General features: G+C 71.6%; 19 protein-coding genes. 11 read left to right on the top strand and 8 right to left on the bottom strand.

The annotated features are described in order from the left end of the window. Positions 1-8: 8 nt before the first annotated feature. From OG519_RS01550 to OG519_RS01525, 6 genes are all read left to right on the top strand, one after another. Entirely contained in the window at positions 9-977 is a 969-nt protein-coding gene (locus OG519_RS01550; protein WP_405577645.1) for an amino acid ABC transporter permease, read from the top strand. Beyond that, positions 974-1,750, top strand: a complete 777-nt coding sequence (locus OG519_RS01545) for an amino acid ABC transporter ATP-binding protein (RefSeq protein ID WP_405577643.1) — start codon at positions 974-976, stop codon at positions 1,748-1,750. Before OG519_RS01550 ends, OG519_RS01545 begins: the two co-directional genes overlap by 4 nt. Before the next feature lie 169 nt (positions 1,751-1,919). Further along, on the top strand, positions 1,920-2,966 hold the full coding sequence (locus OG519_RS01540) for an ABC transporter substrate-binding protein (RefSeq protein WP_405577641.1): 1,047 nt from the start codon (positions 1,920-1,922) through the stop codon (positions 2,964-2,966). 213 nt (positions 2,967-3,179) lie between these two features. Further along, entirely contained in the window at positions 3,180-3,350 is a 171-nt protein-coding gene (locus tag OG519_RS01535) for a DUF5670 family protein (protein WP_405577639.1), read from the top strand. Positions 3,351-3,591: 241 nt separating this feature from the next. Next, positions 3,592-3,858: a DUF4235 domain-containing protein gene (locus OG519_RS01530; RefSeq protein ID WP_405577637.1), complete on the top strand. Its 267-nt coding sequence runs from the start codon at positions 3,592-3,594 to the stop codon at positions 3,856-3,858. Positions 3,859-3,952: 94 nt separating this feature from the next. After that, entirely contained in the window at positions 3,953-4,657 is a 705-nt protein-coding gene (locus OG519_RS01525; protein ID WP_405577635.1) for an HAD family hydrolase, read from the top strand. Positions 4,658-4,787: 130 nt separating this feature from the next. Here OG519_RS01525 and OG519_RS01520 read toward each other — a convergent pair whose 3' ends face one another. Both OG519_RS01520 and OG519_RS01515 read right to left on the bottom strand, forming a co-directional pair. Then, complete coding sequence (locus OG519_RS01520; protein WP_405577633.1) at positions 4,788-5,801, bottom strand: SDR family oxidoreductase; 1,014 nt, start codon at positions 5,799-5,801, stop codon at positions 4,788-4,790. Between the two features lie 257 nt (positions 5,802-6,058). After that, complete coding sequence (locus OG519_RS01515; protein ID WP_405577631.1) at positions 6,059-6,331, bottom strand: hypothetical protein; 273 nt, start codon at positions 6,329-6,331, stop codon at positions 6,059-6,061. Between the two features lie 334 nt (positions 6,332-6,665). Here OG519_RS01515 and OG519_RS01510 point away from each other — a divergent pair, with 334 nt between their 5' ends. Next, positions 6,666-6,818 (top strand): hypothetical protein, encoded by a 153-nt coding sequence (locus OG519_RS01510; RefSeq protein ID WP_405577629.1) that lies wholly within the window; start codon positions 6,666-6,668, stop codon positions 6,816-6,818. A 29-nt stretch (positions 6,819-6,847) separates the two neighbouring features. Beyond that, positions 6,848-7,300: a TIGR03618 family F420-dependent PPOX class oxidoreductase gene (locus OG519_RS01505; protein ID WP_405577627.1), complete on the top strand. Its 453-nt coding sequence runs from the start codon at positions 6,848-6,850 to the stop codon at positions 7,298-7,300. On the opposite strand, the gene OG519_RS01500 is transcribed toward OG519_RS01505, so the two are convergent. The 5 genes from OG519_RS01500 to OG519_RS01480 all read right to left on the bottom strand — a co-directional run bounded on the left by OG519_RS01500 (position 7,285) and on the right by OG519_RS01480 (position 10,591). After that, positions 7,285-7,419: a hypothetical protein gene (locus OG519_RS01500; RefSeq protein ID WP_405592398.1), complete on the bottom strand. Its 135-nt coding sequence runs from the start codon at positions 7,417-7,419 to the stop codon at positions 7,285-7,287. The two genes, OG519_RS01505 and OG519_RS01500, sit on opposite strands and share 16 nt — an antisense overlap. A 34-nt stretch (positions 7,420-7,453) precedes the next feature. After that, the gene (locus OG519_RS01495; RefSeq protein WP_405577625.1) at positions 7,454-8,560 is read right to left on the bottom strand and encodes an NAD-dependent epimerase/dehydratase family protein; all 1,107 of its coding nucleotides are present in this window, start codon (positions 8,558-8,560) and stop codon (positions 7,454-7,456) included. Positions 8,561-8,573: 13 nt separating this feature from the next. Continuing rightward, positions 8,574-9,029: a MerR family transcriptional regulator gene (locus OG519_RS01490; RefSeq protein WP_405577623.1), complete on the bottom strand. Its 456-nt coding sequence runs from the start codon at positions 9,027-9,029 to the stop codon at positions 8,574-8,576. Positions 9,030-9,192: 163 nt separating this feature from the next. Then, positions 9,193-9,750 (bottom strand): TetR/AcrR family transcriptional regulator, encoded by a 558-nt coding sequence (locus OG519_RS01485; RefSeq protein ID WP_405577621.1) that lies wholly within the window; start codon positions 9,748-9,750, stop codon positions 9,193-9,195. Beyond that, on the bottom strand, positions 9,743-10,591 hold the full coding sequence (locus tag OG519_RS01480) for an alpha/beta fold hydrolase (RefSeq protein ID WP_405577619.1): 849 nt from the start codon (positions 10,589-10,591) through the stop codon (positions 9,743-9,745). The genes OG519_RS01485 and OG519_RS01480 overlap by 8 nt, the downstream gene beginning before the upstream one ends. A gap of 213 nt (positions 10,592-10,804) precedes the next feature. Between OG519_RS01480 and OG519_RS01475 the strand changes: the two genes are divergently transcribed. Then, the gene (locus tag OG519_RS01475) at positions 10,805-14,284 is read left to right on the top strand and encodes a LamG-like jellyroll fold domain-containing protein (RefSeq protein WP_405577617.1); all 3,480 of its coding nucleotides are present in this window, start codon (positions 10,805-10,807) and stop codon (positions 14,282-14,284) included. 141 nt (positions 14,285-14,425) lie between these two features. On the opposite strand, the gene OG519_RS01470 is transcribed toward OG519_RS01475, so the two are convergent. Beyond that, positions 14,426-15,832 (bottom strand): amino acid permease, encoded by a 1,407-nt coding sequence (locus OG519_RS01470; RefSeq protein ID WP_405577615.1) that lies wholly within the window; start codon positions 15,830-15,832, stop codon positions 14,426-14,428. A 209-nt stretch (positions 15,833-16,041) separates the two neighbouring features. On the opposite strand from OG519_RS01470, the gene OG519_RS01465 reads away from it, so the two are divergent. Together OG519_RS01465 and OG519_RS01460 are read left to right on the top strand one after the other, a co-directional pair. Continuing rightward, positions 16,042-16,338 carry a putative quinol monooxygenase gene (locus OG519_RS01465; RefSeq protein WP_405577613.1) on the top strand — a complete coding sequence of 99 codons (297 nt, stop codon included), beginning with the start codon at positions 16,042-16,044 and terminating at the stop codon, positions 16,336-16,338. A 217-nt stretch (positions 16,339-16,555) separates the two neighbouring features. Then, positions 16,556-17,686, top strand: a complete 1,131-nt coding sequence (locus OG519_RS01460; protein ID WP_405577611.1) for a lactonase family protein — start codon at positions 16,556-16,558, stop codon at positions 17,684-17,686. Positions 17,687-17,705 lie beyond the last annotated feature (19 nt).

Raw genomic sequence — 17,705 nt, 5'->3', positions numbered from 1 at the left:
GCCCTCCCATGAGTGAAAACCTCGGTGCCGTCGCGCCGGCCGACGCGGCGGTACCGCGGTCACCGAGCCCGGCGCAGCCGGTGCTCCCGCTGCGCCATCCCGGCCGATGGCTTGCCACGGCCGTCGTGCTCGTCCTGCTCGCGCAGGTCGTGCACGGGCTGACCACCAACCGCTTCTACCAGTGGGACCGGTTCGGCTACTGGTTCCTGCGGCCGGTGGTCGTGGACGGCCTGGGCATCACCCTCCAAGTGACCGCCTACAGCGCGGTGCTCGGGCTGCTGGGCGGCATTGTGCTCGCGCTGTGCCGGCTTTCCCGCAACCCGGTTCTCCGGGCGGTGAGTTGGGTCTACATCTGGCTGTTCCGGTCGGTGCCGCTGATCGTGCTGCTGCTCTTCCTCTACAACTTCAGCGCGCTCTACCACACGTTGAGTGTCGGGGTCCCGTTCGGCCCGGCGTTCGCCCGCTTCGACGAGTCGCGGCTGGCCACCGACATGGTGGTGGCCGTCGTGGGACTGAGCCTCAACGAGGCGGCGTACGCGGCCGAGGTGGTGCGGGCCGGCATCCTCTCGGTCGACCAGGGACAGCACGAGGCCGCGGCGGCGCTGGGGCTGCCGAAGCGCTATCAGTTCTCCCGGATCGTGTTTCCGCAGGCGCTGCGGGCGATCATCCCGTCGTACGTGAACCAGCTCATCGGCCTGGTGAAGGGCAGTTCGCTGGTCTTCTACGTCTCGCTGCTTGACCTCTTCGGCACGGTGCAGAGCATGGGCAGCACCTTTCCCGGCGACATCGTCCCCCTGCTGCTGGTCGCGACGGCCTGGTACGTGATCCTCACCAGCGTGGTGTCCGTGATCCAGTTCTACGTCGAACGGCACTACTCCCGCGGCGCGCTGCGGACCGTGCCGCCGACACCGTTCCAGAAACTGCGGGCCGCTCTGCGTGACCTGCGCGCCCGGGTCCGGCGGGAGGCGGCACTGTGACCACACGCGTCGAACCGGCCGCGATCGAAGTCCACTCGGTGCACAAGTCGTACGGCACCCAGCACATCCTCGACGGAGTGAGTCTGACCGTCCGGCCACGTGAGGTGGTGGTGATCCTCGGCCCGTCCGGATCCGGCAAGTCCACGCTGCTGCGCGTGATCAACCACCTGGAGAAGCCCGAGGCCGGCTATGTCAGCCTCAACGGCGAGCTGATCGGCGTCCGGTGGCAGGGCGACCGGCTCAGGGAGCTGAGCGAGCGCGCCATCCTCGCCCAACGCGGCCGGATCGGCTTCGTCTTCCAGAACTTCAACCTCTTCCCGCACCTGACCGTGCTGGCCAACGTCGCCGCCGCCCCGGTGGCCACCGGGGCGCTGCGCAAGGCCGAGGCGGAGGAGCTGGCACGTACCCTGCTCGCCCGGGTGGGCCTCGGCGACCGGACCGGCGCCTACCCGCGGCAGCTCTCCGGCGGCCAGCAGCAACGGGTTGCCATCGCGCGGGCGATGGCGCTGCGGCCCGGCGTCATCCTGCTCGACGAACCCACCTCCGCGCTCGATCCGGAGCTGGTCGGCGAGGTGCTCTCCGTCATCAAGGACCTGGCCGGCAGCGGCACCACGCTGGTCATCGTCACGCACGAGATCGGCTTCGCCCGCGAGGTCGCCGACCGGGTCGTCTTCCTGGACGGCGGCCGGGTCGTCGAGCAGGGCTCACCCGCCGAGGTGCTGGACAACCCGCGGCATCCGCGGACCAGGGAGTTCCTGAGCAAGGTGCTCTGATCTCCGTTCCGGTCCCCCCGTCCCCTTTGCCGTTTCCGTCGGCCGTTCCCCGGTCCACCCGTTCGCTGCCGTAACCCGTAACCCGTAACCCGTAGCCCGCAACCCGTAGCCGCGCATGCGCCCGTGCCAGCGGCCCGTGCCCGCACACCACCACACACGAAGGACACCCATGTCTGCCTCCACGCCTCTGCCGACGTCCCCGCTCCGCGGCAGACTGCTGCGCACCCTCACCGCGGCCACCGCCTTCACCGCCCTCGCCGCAGGTCTGGCCGCTTGCGGAGACGACAGCGACTCCTCCTCCCCGGCGGCCGACAGCCGGCCGTCAGGCGTGGTGACCATCGGACAGGAGTCCAACGGCGCTGCCCAGCAGACCGACATCAAGGCCGCCGAAGTGGCCTCGCTGCACGCCGAACTGCCCGCGGCGGTCGCCAAGAGCGGCAAGCTGATCATCGGCGTCGGCGCGCTCCCGGCCGGGTCGGCGCCGCTGAACTACATCGGCTCCGACCAGAAGACCCTCACCGGCGTCGAGCCGGACTTCGGCCGGCTGATCGCCGCGGTGCTCGGCCTCCAGCCGGAACTGCACAACTCGACCTGGGAGAATCTCTTCGTCGGTATCGACAGCGGCAAGACGGATGTCGGTTTCTCCAACATCACCGACACCGAGGAGCGCAAGAAGAAGTACGACTTCGCGTCGTACCGGCAGGACAACCTCGCTTTCGAGGTGCTCAAGAGCGACGGGTGGAACTTCGCCGGAAACTACCGGAACCTCGCCGGCAAGACGGTCTCCGTCGGGGCGGGCACCAATCAGGAGAAGATCCTGCTGGAATGGCAGCAGAAGCTGAAAGGTGAGGGGAAGAAGCTGACCATCAAGTACTTCCCCGACAACAACAGCACCTATCTGGCCCTCGACGGTGGGAAGATCGACGCCTTCTTCGGGCCGAACCCCAGCATCGCGTACCACATAACCCAGGACGCGAAGAGCCCCAACGCGACCCGTAACGCAGGCAAGTTCTCCGGTGCGGGGGAGTCGCTCCAAGGGCTCATCGCCGCCACCAGCAAGAAGGGCAACGGGCTGGCCAAGCCGGTCGCCGACGCGGTCAACTACCTGATCAAGAACGGCCAGTACGCCGAGTGGCTGAAGGCCTGGAACCTCTCCAACGAGGCGGTCGCCTCCTCGCAGATCAACCCGCCCGGGCTGCCGATCACCAACTCCTGACCGCCGGCGTACGGCCCGTCGGCGACTCCGCCGAGCGGGCCGCCAGCCGGCGGCCTGCACCAACCGCGGTTCCAAAGGCCGCCGGAGGCAGCGCCGTTCAGAAAGTCGATGAAGCGGCCGACACCGGCGAGGCCGCCATCCGGGTGAACGTCGCACCATCGGCTGCATGGTTGTGCAAGGGCGGGGCAGACGGCCCTTCGGAGGTTGATAACCATGATTCCGTTGCTTCTCGTTCTTCTGCTCGCGGTGCTTCTCTTCGGCGCCGGATTCGCACTCCACCTTCTGTGGTGGATCGCCGTCATCGTCCTTGTGGTGTGGGTGCTGGGCTTCCTTGTCCGTGGCACGCATTCCAGCGGCAGCCGGGGCCGCTGGTACCGCTGGTAGGAACCGGCGACCGCCGGAGAACAGTCGGCGACAGCCGGAACAAGCTCGAACAACGGGCGCCGCGCACCCTCAGAGGTGGGCGGCGCCCGCCTTTGTGGCGGGAAATGTTCGCGGTGGCGGAATGACGCCTGGAATCGTGGACAGGCACCTTCTGCCGGGGTGCTTCCGGAAACGCGCAGCGGAACCACCTCCTCCGGGAGCATCCCGGCGTTCCCCGACGCGCATCCCCCACGGAGGAGACATGAAAGCCGTGTCGCTCGCGTACAAACCGGTCGGCCTACTGCTCGGCGCACTCAGCGGAGCACTCGCCGGTGCTTTGTTCAGGCAGTCGTGGAAGCTCCTGGCCCACGATGACGACGCGCCGGACGCCACCGACGAGGACCGTGGCTGGCAGGAGATCCTGCTAGCTTCGGCGCTCCAGGGAGCGATCTTCGCCGTGGTCAAGGCGACTGTCGAACGGACCGGGGCGGGTGCCGTCAAGCGACTGACCGGCAAATGGCCCGGGTGACGCCGATCGGGGCGGCCCGGGCCGCGTCGCACGCCGTCCGCCCGGCAGCCGCCCTGACCACCGGGACGAAGACCCAATGCGGAAGGGAGCAGACATGGCCGACACCGCGTCAGCCGGCGATGATGGCCGCGGAGCAGTGCTTTTCGATGTCGACGGCACCTTGATGGACACCGTCTATCTGCACACGGTGGCCTGGTGGGAAGCCCTGCGCCAGCAAGGGCACCAGGTCACCATGGCGCGGATCCACCGGTGCGTGGGCATGGGCAGCGACCATCTGCTCGACACGCTGCTCGGCGAGGAACGCGACCGCGACGGCGACGACGCCCTCAGCGCGGCCCACGACACCGTCTACGCGCAGTACTGGTCCCGGCTGGCCCCGCTGCCCGGGGCGTCCGACCTGCTGCGGGCCTGCGCCGAGCGCGGCTGGAGCGTCGTGCTCGCCTCGTCCGCCAAGAGCAAGGAGGCCGAGGTGATGATGCGGGCCCTCGACGCCGGCGAGGCGATCGCCGCGGTCACCACCTCCGACGACGTCTCGTCGACCAAGCCCGCCCCCGACCTCGTCCAGCGGGCGCTGGAGAAGGCCGGTGTCCCGGCCGAGCGCGCGGTCTTCATCGGCGACGCGGCCTGGGACGCCCAAGCCGCCGGGAAGGCCGGCGTCCGCTGCCTGGGGCTGCTCACCGGCGGCTGGAACCGGCAGGAGCTCCTCGACGCGGGGGCCGAGGCGGTCTACGCATCCCCTGCGGAGCTGCTGGAGGACATCGAGGCGACCTGGCTGGCCGCGGCGCCCCGCCGGTCCTGACGGCGGATCATCCCGCCAGGTCCGCCAGGTCCGCCAGGTCCCACAGCGTGGAAGGCGTGGAAAAGGTCCCGCCGGATTCGACGGGACCGAATTCCTGCCCCGGCTCACCGACCAGGTGCGGCCGGGGCCCTCATTTGCGCAGTGCCCTCGCCCCGCCCGCGATGCCCAGGCCGAGGAGCAGGGCCGCGGACGCCCACGAGAGGTCGGCGTGCCGGGACAACCAGGTCTGCGCCGACCGGTCGTGCGAGGTCTCGTCGAAGGTGCCGTGCGCGCCGAAGTCGTGGGCGCCGGGCCCCTCGCCGTCCAGGGGCTCCCAGAGGTTGTGCGGCCGGTCGGGCGCGACGGGCTCCTGCGTCTGCTGCGCTTCGTAGCCGGTCCTGGCCAGGTAGCGGTCCAGCAGACCCGCCGCGATCCGGTTGCCGAGGATCGTGCCGACCGTGGAGGCACCGACATAGTACTGCTTGCGGCCCGGGTGATCGGCCGCGTGCACGACGGCGCGGGCGGCCACTTCTGGCTGGTAGATCGGCGGGACGGGCTGCGGGTGCTTGGGCAGCCGGGAGAGCACCCAGGAGAACTGGGGCGTGTTGACCGCGGGCATCTGCACGACGGTGACACGCACGTTGCTCTTCTGGTGCATCAGCTCGGTCCGGATGGAGGAGGTGAAGCCGTTCACGGCGTGTTTCGCGCCGCAGTACGCGGACTGAAGGGGGATCGAGCGCTCCCCGAGCGCGGAGCCGACCTGCACGATGGTGCCGCGGTCGCGGGGGAGCATCCGGGCCAGCGCTTCACGGGTGCCGTTGACGTATCCGAGATAGCTCACCTCGGTGACCCGCTGGAATTCCTCGGGCCGGATCTCGGTGAAGGGCGCGAACACCGAGGTGAACGCGACGTTCACCCAGACGTCGATCGGTCCGAGCCGCTGCTCGACCTCTTCGGCGGCGGCGTGCACGGCCTTGTGGTCCGACACGTCGGCCGGTACGACGAGTGCCTCACCGCCGAGTTCCCGCACCTCGCGTGCCGCGGCCTCCAAACCCGCCTGCCCGCGGGCGACCAGGCCGATCCGGTCGCCCCTGCGGGCGAACTCGCGGGCCGCCGACCGGCCGATCCCGCCGCTCGCGCCGGTGATGAGAATCGTCTGGGCCATGCTGTCTCGTCTGCCTCTCCGTGGTGACTCGATGTGTCCGCGGGCTTGCCGTGCCACCTCGAGCCTGCCCGGTCGTCGCCGCGGGACACCCGCGTCTCCGTGGGACGTTCACGATCGGCCGGGCGGAACGGCCCCAGGGCCTGGCGCTCATACCCGTTCGGTTACCCGTCCGGGCGCGGTGATATCGGGAGGGCGGTGCCGGAAGCACCCGACGGTCGAGGCGCGGCTGCGCTCTTCGGGTGAGGAGGGTGGCGGATTCACTCGGGCGGCTGACGCCGCACCGCCCCTGCCTTCCCCTTGGTCCGATGATGACGCCGGCCCTCGCGCAGCCGCTTCAGCCGGGCGGTCAGCAGCAGGATCACCGGTGTCCGGTCCCGGTGCCCGCGCTCGTACCGAAGGACAAGCTCGATGTCTTCCTCGGCCAGGTCCTGGGAGAGTCCCTCGATCGCCAGCTTCGGAAGGTGCTTGTAGTCAACTATGGGAAGTTCCCCTGTGGCTGGGCTCGGGACCTCGCCGTCGAACAGCTCCACGGATATCACCTCGAAAGTCAACCGGTCGGCTGCCCCCGCGCCGGGGTGCGAAACCTCGACTCCTGCCCTGGACCAGGACGCCGACACGTGTCCCCTTGCCCGACGGGCCGCCCACGATGGTCCGTCGGCGGACGGCGTCCAGGTCTCGCTTGCGCTGCCTCGAACGACAGCCCGGCCGACCCGGCGGTCAGCGAAGCGCCGGTGGTCGTGGACCCGTTGGCCGCCACGCCGCCGTGCGGCCAGGTCGTGGCGCCGCCGCGCCGCCGCCGCGCCTCAGGGCCATCGACCGCCCTGGGTCGATCCGATCGGCGTCGCCGCCTTCGTCGCCGCGGCCGTGCTCGCCCCCGACTCCCGACACAGCACCGAGACCGGCGTTCCCGACCTGCTCGGCGGCGCCCTGATCGCGATCGGGATCGGCGCACTCACCCTCGCGGTGCCGCTCCGGCTGCCGGGACAAGGTAGACAAGAACCCGAGACGACTGGCTGACAGCGCGGCACGACAGGCGGGAGCCCACCATGACAACGCTGCACGACTTCGCCGAACTCGCCCGCTCCGAGCAGGGCCTCGCCGTGGTGTCGACCCTGCGGGCCGACCGGAGCATCCAGTCGTCCGTCGTCAATATCGCGGTTATGCCTCACCCGGTCGAGGGCGACGGTGACGGTGACGACATCGTGGCGTTCGTGACCTACGGCAAGGTCAAGCTGGGCAACCTCAGGGTGCGCCCCCGGCTCTCCGTCGCCGTGCGCTCCGGCTGGAACTGGGCGACGGCGGAGGGGACGGCCGAGATCATCGGACCCGACGATCCGCATCCGGGATACGACGCCGACGGGATCCGACTGCTGCTGCGCGAGATCTTCGTCGCGGCGGGCGGCAGCCACGACGACTGGGACGAATACGACCGGACGATGATCGCGGATCGCCGTGCGGCCGTCCTGGTGCGGCCGGCCCGGGTCTACGGCAACGCCTGATCGCGATCCGTCCGCGCACCGCCGGCCCGCGCCGCGCTCGCGGGAGTGACGTGGCGCTCGCCCCAGACGCGCAGCGCGGTCAGCACCGGGGCGAGTTCCTCGCCGACGGCGGTGAGCAGGTATTCGTCCCGCGGCGGGCCGGGGTGGCCGGGGTCACGACCGGTCGCCGGTGGTCTCGGGGAGGGTGACGCCGTGCCGGAACAGGCTGTCGGCGGTCGCCACGATCGTCTCGCGGGCGTCGCGGGGCTCCCAGCCGAGCACCGACCGGGCCTTCTCATTGCTGATGACCGGGATCCGCCCCCGCAGGGTCGCGGCCTGCCGCAGGGCCGGCTCGGTCTTCGCGGCCTCGACCACCTGCTCCACGGTCAGCTCGGTGGAAGGCAGCAGGTCGGCCGCGGCGGGGAAGTGCTCGCGCAGGATCCGCGCCATGCCGAAGAAACTGGTCGACGATCCGCTGACGGCGATGAAACGCTCGCCCGCCGCCTTCGGATCCAGCATGGCCCGCAGATGCAGGTCGACCACGTCCCGCACGTCGACCACGCCGAAGTGCATCACCGGCACCGCGGGCATCTTTCCGGTCAGCATGTCCCGCACCAGTTCGGCCGAGCCGGAGATCCGGTCGCCCAGTTGGGGGCCGAAGATTCCGGTGGGGACGATCACCGTCAGTTCGATGTCTCCGTGGGCGCGGACATAGTCCCAGGCGGCGCGCTCGGCCAAGACCTTCGACGTGTGGTAGGCGGGCAGGCCCTCGGTGTCCGGGTCGGTCCAGTCCGTCTCCGAGAAGTGGTTGCCGGGCTTCGGCGTGTATCCGACCGCGGCGAAGGAGGAGGTCATCACGACCCGGGAGACTCCGGCCGCTCTGGCTGCCGCGAGGACCCGCAACGTACCGTCGCGGGCGGGAAGGATCAGCTCCTCCGCGGTTTCCGGCGGGGTGATCGGGAACGGCGACGCGTGGTGCAGTACGTGACCGACGCCGTCCATGGCCGCCGCCCAGCCGTGATCGGCGCCGAGGTCGGCGACCACGCATTCCAGCCGGTCCGCCGGATCGACCTCGGCATCACGGAGCGCCGCCAGGACGTACGCCTCCTGTCCCGGCTCCCGGAGCGTCACGCGGGTCCGATGGCCCGCACGCAGCAGCCGGGCGACCGAATGGCCGCCGACGAAGCCGGTACCGCCCGTGACCAGTACCGTTCCGTTGCCGGGGGTGGAAGGGGTGGAAGGGGTGGAAGGGGTGGAGGGGGTGAGATCTTCGGTAGTCATCGTGCTCAGTCCTTCAGTGGGCGAAGTGTTCCACCGCGCGGGTGATCTCTTCGACCGCGCGGTGTTCCGCGGTGGTGTCACCGCGGACGCGCGCGTCGAACAGGTCCGCTTTTCCGCGCAGATATGTCAGGCGCAGGTGAAGCCGCTCGATGTCGGCGGCCAGCTTTTCCGCCTGGCCGGCGAACAGATCACGCTGGTCGGCCGCCGCGGCCTCACCTTGGGCGAGCAGTTCCAGATAGCGGCGCATTCCGCCGACCGTCATCCCCGCCGAACGCAGGCAGGACAGCGCGTCGACGCGGGCCACGGTCGCCGGCTCGTACCGGCGATGACCGCTGGACTCGTCCCGGCCCACCGCTCCCAGCAAACCGATCTTCTCGTAGTAGCGCAGGGTGGGTTCGCTGAAACCCGATCGCCTGGCCATCTCCTGGATGGTCAGATCCACTGCCTGCTCGCCGGTCGCCGGTGCCATGAAGGAAGCCTCCGATACTTCAAGCGCTTGAAGTCAACCTCACACACCGGGAAAGGCTCCGCCCGCGCACATTTTCCCCCGCCCCGCCCCGCCCGGCCCCCGCCCCGCCCGGCCCCCGCCCGCCCGGCCCGCGCCCCGCCCGTCCGCCGGCCGGCCGGCGGTCCTACCCGGTCGGCATGCGGAGCCCGCCGACCATCATGCGGATCAGCAGGTCGTAGCTCTCGTCGAGCTTCTCCGGCAGCCCGAAGCCTCCCTCGGACTCCAGGACCGTGAAGCCGTGCGCGGCCGAGCGCAGACAGCGGGCGGCGTGGATCGCCGCCGAGTCCGTCATGCCGTAGGCGCGCAACGATTTGAGCAGGATGCCGAGCAGCCGCCCGCCGGCGTCGGCGGTGCCGGGCTCCGGGGCCTGGACGAGCGCTCCGTAGCGGTGCGGATGGTCAAGCACGTAACCGCGCCAGGCCGTCATGAACGCGTGGATCGCCTCGTCCGCCGCGAGCCCGAGCACGGCCTGCTCGGTCCGGTCGGCGAGTTCGTTCAGGACCCGGGTCGACACCAGCGTGCGCAGGTCGGTGAGGCCGCGTACGTGCTTGTAGAGCGACGGTGTGGCGACCCCGGCCCGCCCGGCCACCGCCGACAGGGTCAGGGCCGCCGGGCCCAGTTCGTCGACGACCCGCAGGGCGATGTCGGTGACCGCGGCCGCGGACAGCGCCGCCCTAGGCACGCGCGCCGGCCGTGAGGAAGTCCAGGATGAGGGCGGCGACCTGGTCGGGGAACTGGCTGTGCGGGTAGTGCCCCGCCCCCTCGACCAGCTCCAGCCGGCCGAGCCCCGCGGGCAGCGCCGCCACGATGGCCTCGCCCTCGGCGCGCGGATCGGCCCAGTCGGGGTCGAGGGTGCCCTCGATGACCAGCACCGGGCAGGTGACGTCGCCGAGCCGGGCGCCCGCGTCCGTCGGCGCCGACATCGCCATCCGGCTCAACACGGCCATCCGGTCGGGTCGGCGCAGGTCGGTGTCGAGCGCGGCGAGGTGCTCGGTGAAGCCGGCCGGCTTCACTCCGGGATGGGCGTGGTCGAGGTAGCGCTTCCACAGCCCGACGCCGCGGAACACGCCGGCGCCCGTCAGCAGCAGCATGCCCTTGCGGTAGCGGGCGTTGGTGAACAACGCCCCCGGAGCCACTTTCTGCGCCCGGGTGAAGGGTGCGATCTCCACCACCGCGGTGACCAGTTCGGGCGCCTCGGCCGCCGCGATCGTGGCGGCGCCACCGGCGAAGGAGTGCCCGACGAGGATGGCCGGCCCGTGGTCCAGGTGTCTGACCAGCGCGAGGAGGTCGGCCGCCGCATCGGTGCGGGTGTACGACGGCCAGCCGGTGCTCGACTCACCGTGCCCGCGCTGGTCCATGGCGGCGACCCGATACCCCTGCGCCGCGAGCCGCCCGGCCAGCTCCCGGTACGCCGCCCGGTTGTCGCCCATCCCGTGTGCGAGGACGACCAGCGGGCCCGGCCCCGCCTGCCCCGTCACCTCGTACGCGAGCTGCCCGTCGTCCGTCCGCAGGAACTCCGTCATGACTGCCTCCTCATCGGCTAATGCTTATAGCTTTAAAGCTAATGCCTTTAGCCTCAGCCGTCAACCCCACCCCGAGCTCGCCCGAGCGCGGGTGGCGGGAGAGCGATAACCGGTCGTCATCTCTTTGGAGTTCATATATATGTAGGGTCATCTAGCCCTCCACTGGCGCGGGTCGGCAGCACGCCGGGCCGCCTACGAGACGCGGTCACCTCAATGAAGCGCTGGTCCAACGCACTTGTCGCCGCACTGATGATCATCACCGGACTGCTGGGCGCCGGACAGGCCGCCGCCAGCGGCGTCCCACCGGCCGACGACGTTCCCTCCGGAGTCGCCGGGCAGCTCGCCCTCTTCCGGTCCGGCACCTCGGGATACGGCTGCTTCCGTATCCCGTCCCTGGTCAGGACCCGGGCCGGATCGCTGCTCGCCTTCGCCGAGGGCCGTAAGGGCGCCTCCTGCCCGGACCGCGGCGACAACGACCTGGTCGTACGCCGGTCCACCAACGACGGGCGTACCTGGGGACCGATCCAGGTGATACCGGCCGGGACGGTCGCGCCGGACTCCTACGGCGGCAACCCGGTGCCGCCCGGCGTCGTGAACGGCTCCCCGGTGACCCGGGGCAGCATGTCGCCGGTGGTCGACCTGGCCAGCGGCCGGATCTACCTGCTGTCCACCTCCGACGCGGTCGACGCCTCAACGCCGCGGGTGCCGTGGAGCCAGTACAGCACCGACGACGGGAAGACCTGGAGCCAGCCGGAGAAACTCCCCGTCACGCTGCGCGGCACCGGCATCGGCAGCGACTTCTTCACCACCGGGCCCGGGCACGGCATCCAGCTCACCGAGGGCGCGCACGCCGGGCGGCTGATCGTCACCGCCAACCAGATCGCGGGCTCCGACGTCTACGGCGGCTACCTCTACCTCGACCCGGCGGCCGACGGCTCGGGCACCTGGAAGGTCGCCACCGCCGTCGATTCGACGACCGGGAGCACCTCCACCGGTGGCCCGACCGAGATCGCGGTCGCGGAGGCGGACGGCGGCAACGTCCAGCTCATCGCGCGGAACACCACCCCCGCCACCCGGACCGGCGCCCTCGGCATCACCCCCGCCGGCACCGCCACGCCCACCGTCCCCGCGTTCACGAGCGCCGGAATCCCCTCGTTCGGCGACGTCGAGGGCTCGCTGCTGCGCCTGCACGCCAAAGCGGCCGACGGCAAGGAGCAACTCCTGCTGGCCGCCCCGGCGGGGACCGGCCGTACCAACATGAGCATCTGGTCCAGGTGCGGCACCGGATCCACCGCGACCTGGAGCGGCAACCCGCTGCTGGTCAGCGGGGGACGGGCCGGCTACTCCGACCTCGCGCTGCTGCTGAGCAACGAGATCGGCCTCCTCTACGAGGGCGGCACCGACAACACCTCGGACGAGATCCGCTTCGCGCACATCGACGAGACGGCGCTCAACAACCCCTGCGCACTCACCGAGCGCACCACGAACACCGTGCAGCAGCCGCCCGCCGCCCACCCCACCAGCCCCGACACGTCCGGCGAGGCCAACGACGCCTATCTGACCGGCGGCGCCACCCTCGGCTCCGGGAACCTGTCGAGCACCCTCGACCGGTCGCTGTCGCTGACCGGCGGCGGCTACGCGGACGTGCCGTACAGCAGGTCGGTCCGGCCCGCCGACGGCGACTTCACCTTCTCGCTGTGGTTCCGCCACCAGGCCCCGGCCGGCAGCACCGACCAGGTGCTCTTCTGGGCCTACGGGGTCGGCGCCGACAAACCACAGGTGTGGCTGCGGCTGCGGCCCGGCAGCAACGACCTGTTCGCCGCCGCGACCGCCACCGACGGCGCCACCCCGAGCACCGTCTTCGCCGCCTCCGCCCCCGACCCCGACGGCGCCGCCTACAGTGACGGCGACTGGCACCACGCGACCCTCACCCGGACCGGCGGCACGATCAGTATCGGCGTCGACAACACCGTGCCGGGCACCGCGACCGGTCTGTCCGGAACGGTCACGGTCGGACCGAACCTCGGCCCGCTGGGCATCAGGATCGGCGCCGAGAACGACACGGGCGCCAGCCAGCCCTTCACCGGCGACATCGACGAATTCCGGCTCTACCGGACCGCGTTGACCCCGGCCCAGGTCACCCAGCTGGGAACCAGGGCCACGTCCGCCGACCCGCTGGGCGGCGCCGCCGACAGCGCGCTCACCGCCCGGCTGCCCTTCCAGGTGGTCGACGGCGCGACCCTGCCGACCCGTACCGAGGTCGACGGCGTCTACGACGAGTCCGGCAACTGCACCGACGCCTGGATGCTCGGCGGCCGCGGGACGTCCACGACCAGGGACCACAGCGGACAGGCGCTCGTCTTCGACGACGACCACCCCGGAGTCGAGGCGCCGATGACCCCGGCGCTGCGACTCGGCGCCGGGGACTTCACCGCGTCGCTCTGGTTCTCCTACACACCCACCGCCAACAACACCGACCAGGCCCTGATCTGGGCGTACGGTATGAACAGCGGCACACCTCAACTGTGGGTGGAGGCGCAGCCGAGCGCCAACAGGCTGCTGGCCACGGTCGAGACCGACGCGGGCCTCGTCCAGGTGAACGTCCCCGACCCCGACGGCCACGCGTTCAGCGGCGCGAACACCTGGCACCAGATGGTCCTCATCCGCTCCGGCGGCCAGGTGACGCTCATGGTCGACAACGCGACGCCGCCGTCCAGCGGGATCGCCACCGGTCTGGCCGGCTCAGTGACCCCGCACCCCACCCAGCCGACCAGCGGCCTGCGGATCGGCGCGCGCGTCGACGGCGGGAAGGTACTGAACGGCGCGGTGGACGAGTTCCGGCTCTACCCGACCGCGCTGTCCTCCGCCGCGCTGGCCACCGTGCACGACAACGGCGGCCTGGGGCCCAACTCCGGCCTGGCGGTGCGCTACAGCTTCGACACCAAGTTCGCGTACGAGGCGAAGGACGTCCGGCCGGCCGCGCAGAACTCCCTGGCGACCCCCGATGTCTCGGGCCGCTGCAACCACGCCTTCCTGCTGGGCGGCGCGACCGTCGCCGCCGACCCGTCGGACGGTACGGGATCGCTGAACCTGACCGGCAACGGCGGGCTGCTCATCCCGCGCAACGCCTCGCTCGCGGTGCCGGCCGACCAGTCCGACTTCACCCTCTCGACGTCGTTCCGCTACACCGCCACGACGGGAAGCCCCGACCAGGTGCTCTTCTGGGGATACGGCAACGGCCCCAACGCGCGCCAGCTCTGGCTGCGCCTGTCGCCGACGGCCGACGGCCTGTCCGGCGCGATGGCGACCGACACCGGGCAGGCACGTATCACCGGCGCCGACACATCGGCGTCCGTGGCCTTCGGCGACGGCCACTGGCACGACCTGGCACTGGTCCGGCAGGGCACCTCGCTGCTGCTGTACGTGGACGCCGTCCAGGTCGGCTCGACGACGCTGGCACCCGGCGCGCTCACCATGACCGACAACTTCGCCGCCGACGGACTGCGGTTCGGCTCGGAGCCCGACGGAACCCAGGGGCTCACCGGCTCCCTGGACGACATCCGGTTGTTCCACACCGCGTTGAGCGCCGCCCAGGTGTCGACGCTCGCCGCCGGGACCGTCCCGGCCGGGCTCCGGCAGGACCTGTTCCTCCCCTTCGACATCGAGGCGGACCAGAGCTACCCGACGATGTGACCCTCCCGCGCCGCCCCAGGTGCTCGGCGCCGGCCACCGGACGGCCGGGCACCGGGGGCGGGCTCGGCCGGCAGCCGACCGAGCTGGTCGGCGACCCGGCGGCCCGGCCCCCCGGCGGCCCGGCCCCCCGGCGGCCCGCCGTCAGCCTCCCCGCTCGGCCTCGGCTCGGGATTCGAGGTCCTCGATGCCGCTGGGGCGTCCGGCCCGGGTCCACCGCAGGTGGAGGGCGCCCGCGATGAGCAGTGTTGCGGCCAGGGAGAGGATGGGCCAGCCGCGCAGGAGGTTGACCAGCAGGGTGAACGCCACCGCGAGGGCGGCGACCGCGTTGCTGACCGTCAGGGCGGGTTTCCGTTCGGCGTGGGCGAAGCGCGTCATGGCGAGCAGGCCGATGAGGAAGCTGACGAAGACGGCGACCGCGTAGAAGAGGACGAGGCGCTGCTCGTGCCCGCCGCCGGCCAGGATGACGGCGGCCGCGGCGACGAGATAGAGGACCACCGACCAGTACGGGGTGTGGTGCCGGTTGACCCGGCCCAGCACGGGCGGCAGCACACCGGGCCGGGCGCGGGTGCCGGCCAGGGCCTTCATCAGGCCGGGTCCGGCCTGGAAGGACGAGCTGGCGGCGGCGAGCAGCAGCAGGCCGCTGGTCACCTGGAACGTCCCGTACAGCCAGCCGGGTCCCGCCGCCGCGTGGGCGATGTCGGCGATCTGGGTCGAGTCGGCGCGGGGCAGCCCGACGTGCAGTTGTACGGACAGGACGGTGAGCGCCAGCGTGAGGCCGCCGACGATCACCAGCAGCAGGGCGAGCGTGCCGCGGCCGAAGCGCCGCCGGCTGGTGTCGTCGAGCTGGCCGAGCTGGGCGATCGCGGTGGACGGCGCCTCGATGCCGGTGGCCAGCGCCATCGCCACGGGGAAGGCGAGCACGACCGCGAGCGTGCCGGAGTGGCCGGGGTCGGTGGACGCCGGTGCGTGGCCGCCGCCGTGCGGGGAGGAGAAGCCGACCCCGAGGACGGCGAGCGCCGCCAGGACGAAGACCGAGGTCATCCCGGCGAACAGCAGCCGGCCGCCGTGCCCGAACCAGGTCAGCCCCGCGACCGCCACCACGAGCACCAGGGCCAGCGGGATCCGCAGCGGACCCAGGCCGCCGGCCAGGGCGATGGCGGCACTGCTCGCCGCGGAGATGGACACGCCGATGGTCAGCACGAAGTCCACGACCAGGGCGCCGATCGGCAGGAACGTCCAGCCGGGCCCGAACGCCCGGCCCGCCGCGGCGGCGGCGCCACCGCCTTTGGGAAAGCGGCGCACCAGTTGCCAGTAGTTCGCGGTCACCAGCAGGACCAGCCCGACCACCACGGCCATCGTCGGCAGCAGCAGCGCGAGGTCCCCGTGCAGCGCCCGCAGCGCCGCCTCGATCGCGTAGGCGACGGACGAGACGGGATCGGCGATCACCGCGAACGCGAACGCGAAGAAGAGTACCGACCGGCGCGGACCGGCTCGCGGGGCCGAGCGGGCCGGTGTGGCGCCGGACCGCGCCGGCCCGGGAGCGTTCATCAGCGGAGCCCGCCGCCTTCCTTGGTCCGGTTCCGCCGCCCGGCGGCGGACCGAGCGATGCTCGTTCGGCCGACCGGGTGCATCGGATGTGGCGCTGGAGGGGACTTGGTAAGACCGGGTGCTGCGCCGACGCTCACCACTGGCTACCGGGCGATGCTTTGCCGCCTGGACGAGAGTGCCGCCGTGCGGCTGAGCGAGAGGACATGCTGATGACTGTCAAGTACGGGCTGCTGGTACTGCTGGAGGCGCGGCCGGGCAAGGAGGCGGAGTTGGCCGCTTTTCTGGAGCAGGGGCGGGAACTGGCGGTCGGGGAGGAGGCGACGGTGACGTGGTACGCGTTCCGGACCGACGACGGCCGGTTCGGTATCTTCGACACCTTCGCGTCGCAGGAGGGCCGACAGGCCCATCTGGCCGGTCCGATCGCCTCGGCGCTCGCCGAGGTCGCGGAGACCCTGCTGGCGCGGCCGCCGGAGATGCGGCAGTTGGACGTACTGGCGGTGAAGTAGCCTTTCGGATCCTGGCGCCGTCGGACCCGCCGGCGCCGAGGCGGCGGGCCCGGGGGAGCGGCGGCGGTCGGCGAGTTCTTACCGGACCCTTTCGGGCCTGGGGACGCCGGTAAGGAAGTCCCGCGTGCGGGCGCCCACCTTGTGACGGAGCCGACCGGCTTCGCGTCGGGTGCAGGCGGCCGGAGCCGGCCGCCGCTCGCGGATGAGGTAAGAGATCATGGGAACGAAGCACAACGCCGTACGGATCGCGGGCGCCGCGATCGCCGCCGCCGCGTCACTGGCGGTCTTCGCCGGTCCCGCGTCGGCGCACACCGGGAACTCCGGCGCCCCGGTGTTCGTGCAGACGGACGGGGTCGCGGGCAACACGATCGTCGCGTACAGCGGCGCGGCGGACGGGACGCTGACCCAGCAGGGTGTGTACGCGACCGGTGGTCGTGGCGGCAAACTCGACGGGGCGGTGGTGGACAGCCTCGCCTCCGAGGGCTCGCTGACCTACGACCGGGCACACAGCCTGCTGTACGCGGTGAACGCCGGCAGCGACACGGTCACCGTCTTCTCCGTCCGGGGCGACCGGCTGGCACGGCGCCAAGTGATCGCCTCCGGTGGCGATTTCCCGGTGAGCGTGGCCGTGCACGGTGACCAGGTGTACGTGCTGAACGCGCTGGGCGGCGGCTCGGTGCAGGGGTATCTGAACGTCGGCGGGTTCCTGGTGAAGGTGCCGTCCTGGCACCGGGACCTCGGCCTGGACCCGGACGCGGCGCCCCAGTTCACCCACACCCCCGGACAGGTCGGGTTCACCCCGGACGGGTCCAAGCTGGTGGTCACCACGAAGGCGGGCGGCAATACGATCGACGTCTTCTCCGTGGGCCTGCTCGGCCTGTCGGCGAAGCCGGTGGTGACCGCCACCCCGGACGCCGTGCCGTTCGGCTTCACCTTCGACGCCGCGGGCCGTCTGGTCGTCACCGAGGCCGGACCGAACGCCGTGGCCACCTTCACGGTCGGCCGCGACGGGCGGCTGGCCAAGGTGAGCGAGGTGGCGACCGGTCAGGCGGCGACCTGCTGGGTGGTCCGTGACGGTGCCACGCTCTACGCCTCCAACGCGGGCAGCGGCACGCTCTCCGGCCTGCGGGCCGGCGCCGACGGCTCACTGCGGGCGCTCGGCACCACCTCGACGGCCGCGGGAACGGTCGACGCGGCCGTCACCTCCGACGGGAAGTTCCTCTACGCCCAGACCGGTGGGGCCGGCGGCGTCGACGGGTTCCGCGTCAACCCCGACGGGTCGCTGGCGAAGATCGCTTCGGTCACCGTGCCCGACGCGGTGGCCGGGGAAGGCATCGTCGCGCTCTGAGGGCACGCGCCCGGGGCCG

The organism is Streptomyces sp. NBC_01190, from assembly GCF_045039895.1.
Classification (GTDB): Bacteria; Actinomycetota; Actinomycetes; order Streptomycetales; family Streptomycetaceae; genus Actinacidiphila.
The sequence above is the reverse complement of the archived record's forward strand: the minus strand, read 5'-3'. Positions and strand labels throughout refer to the sequence as shown.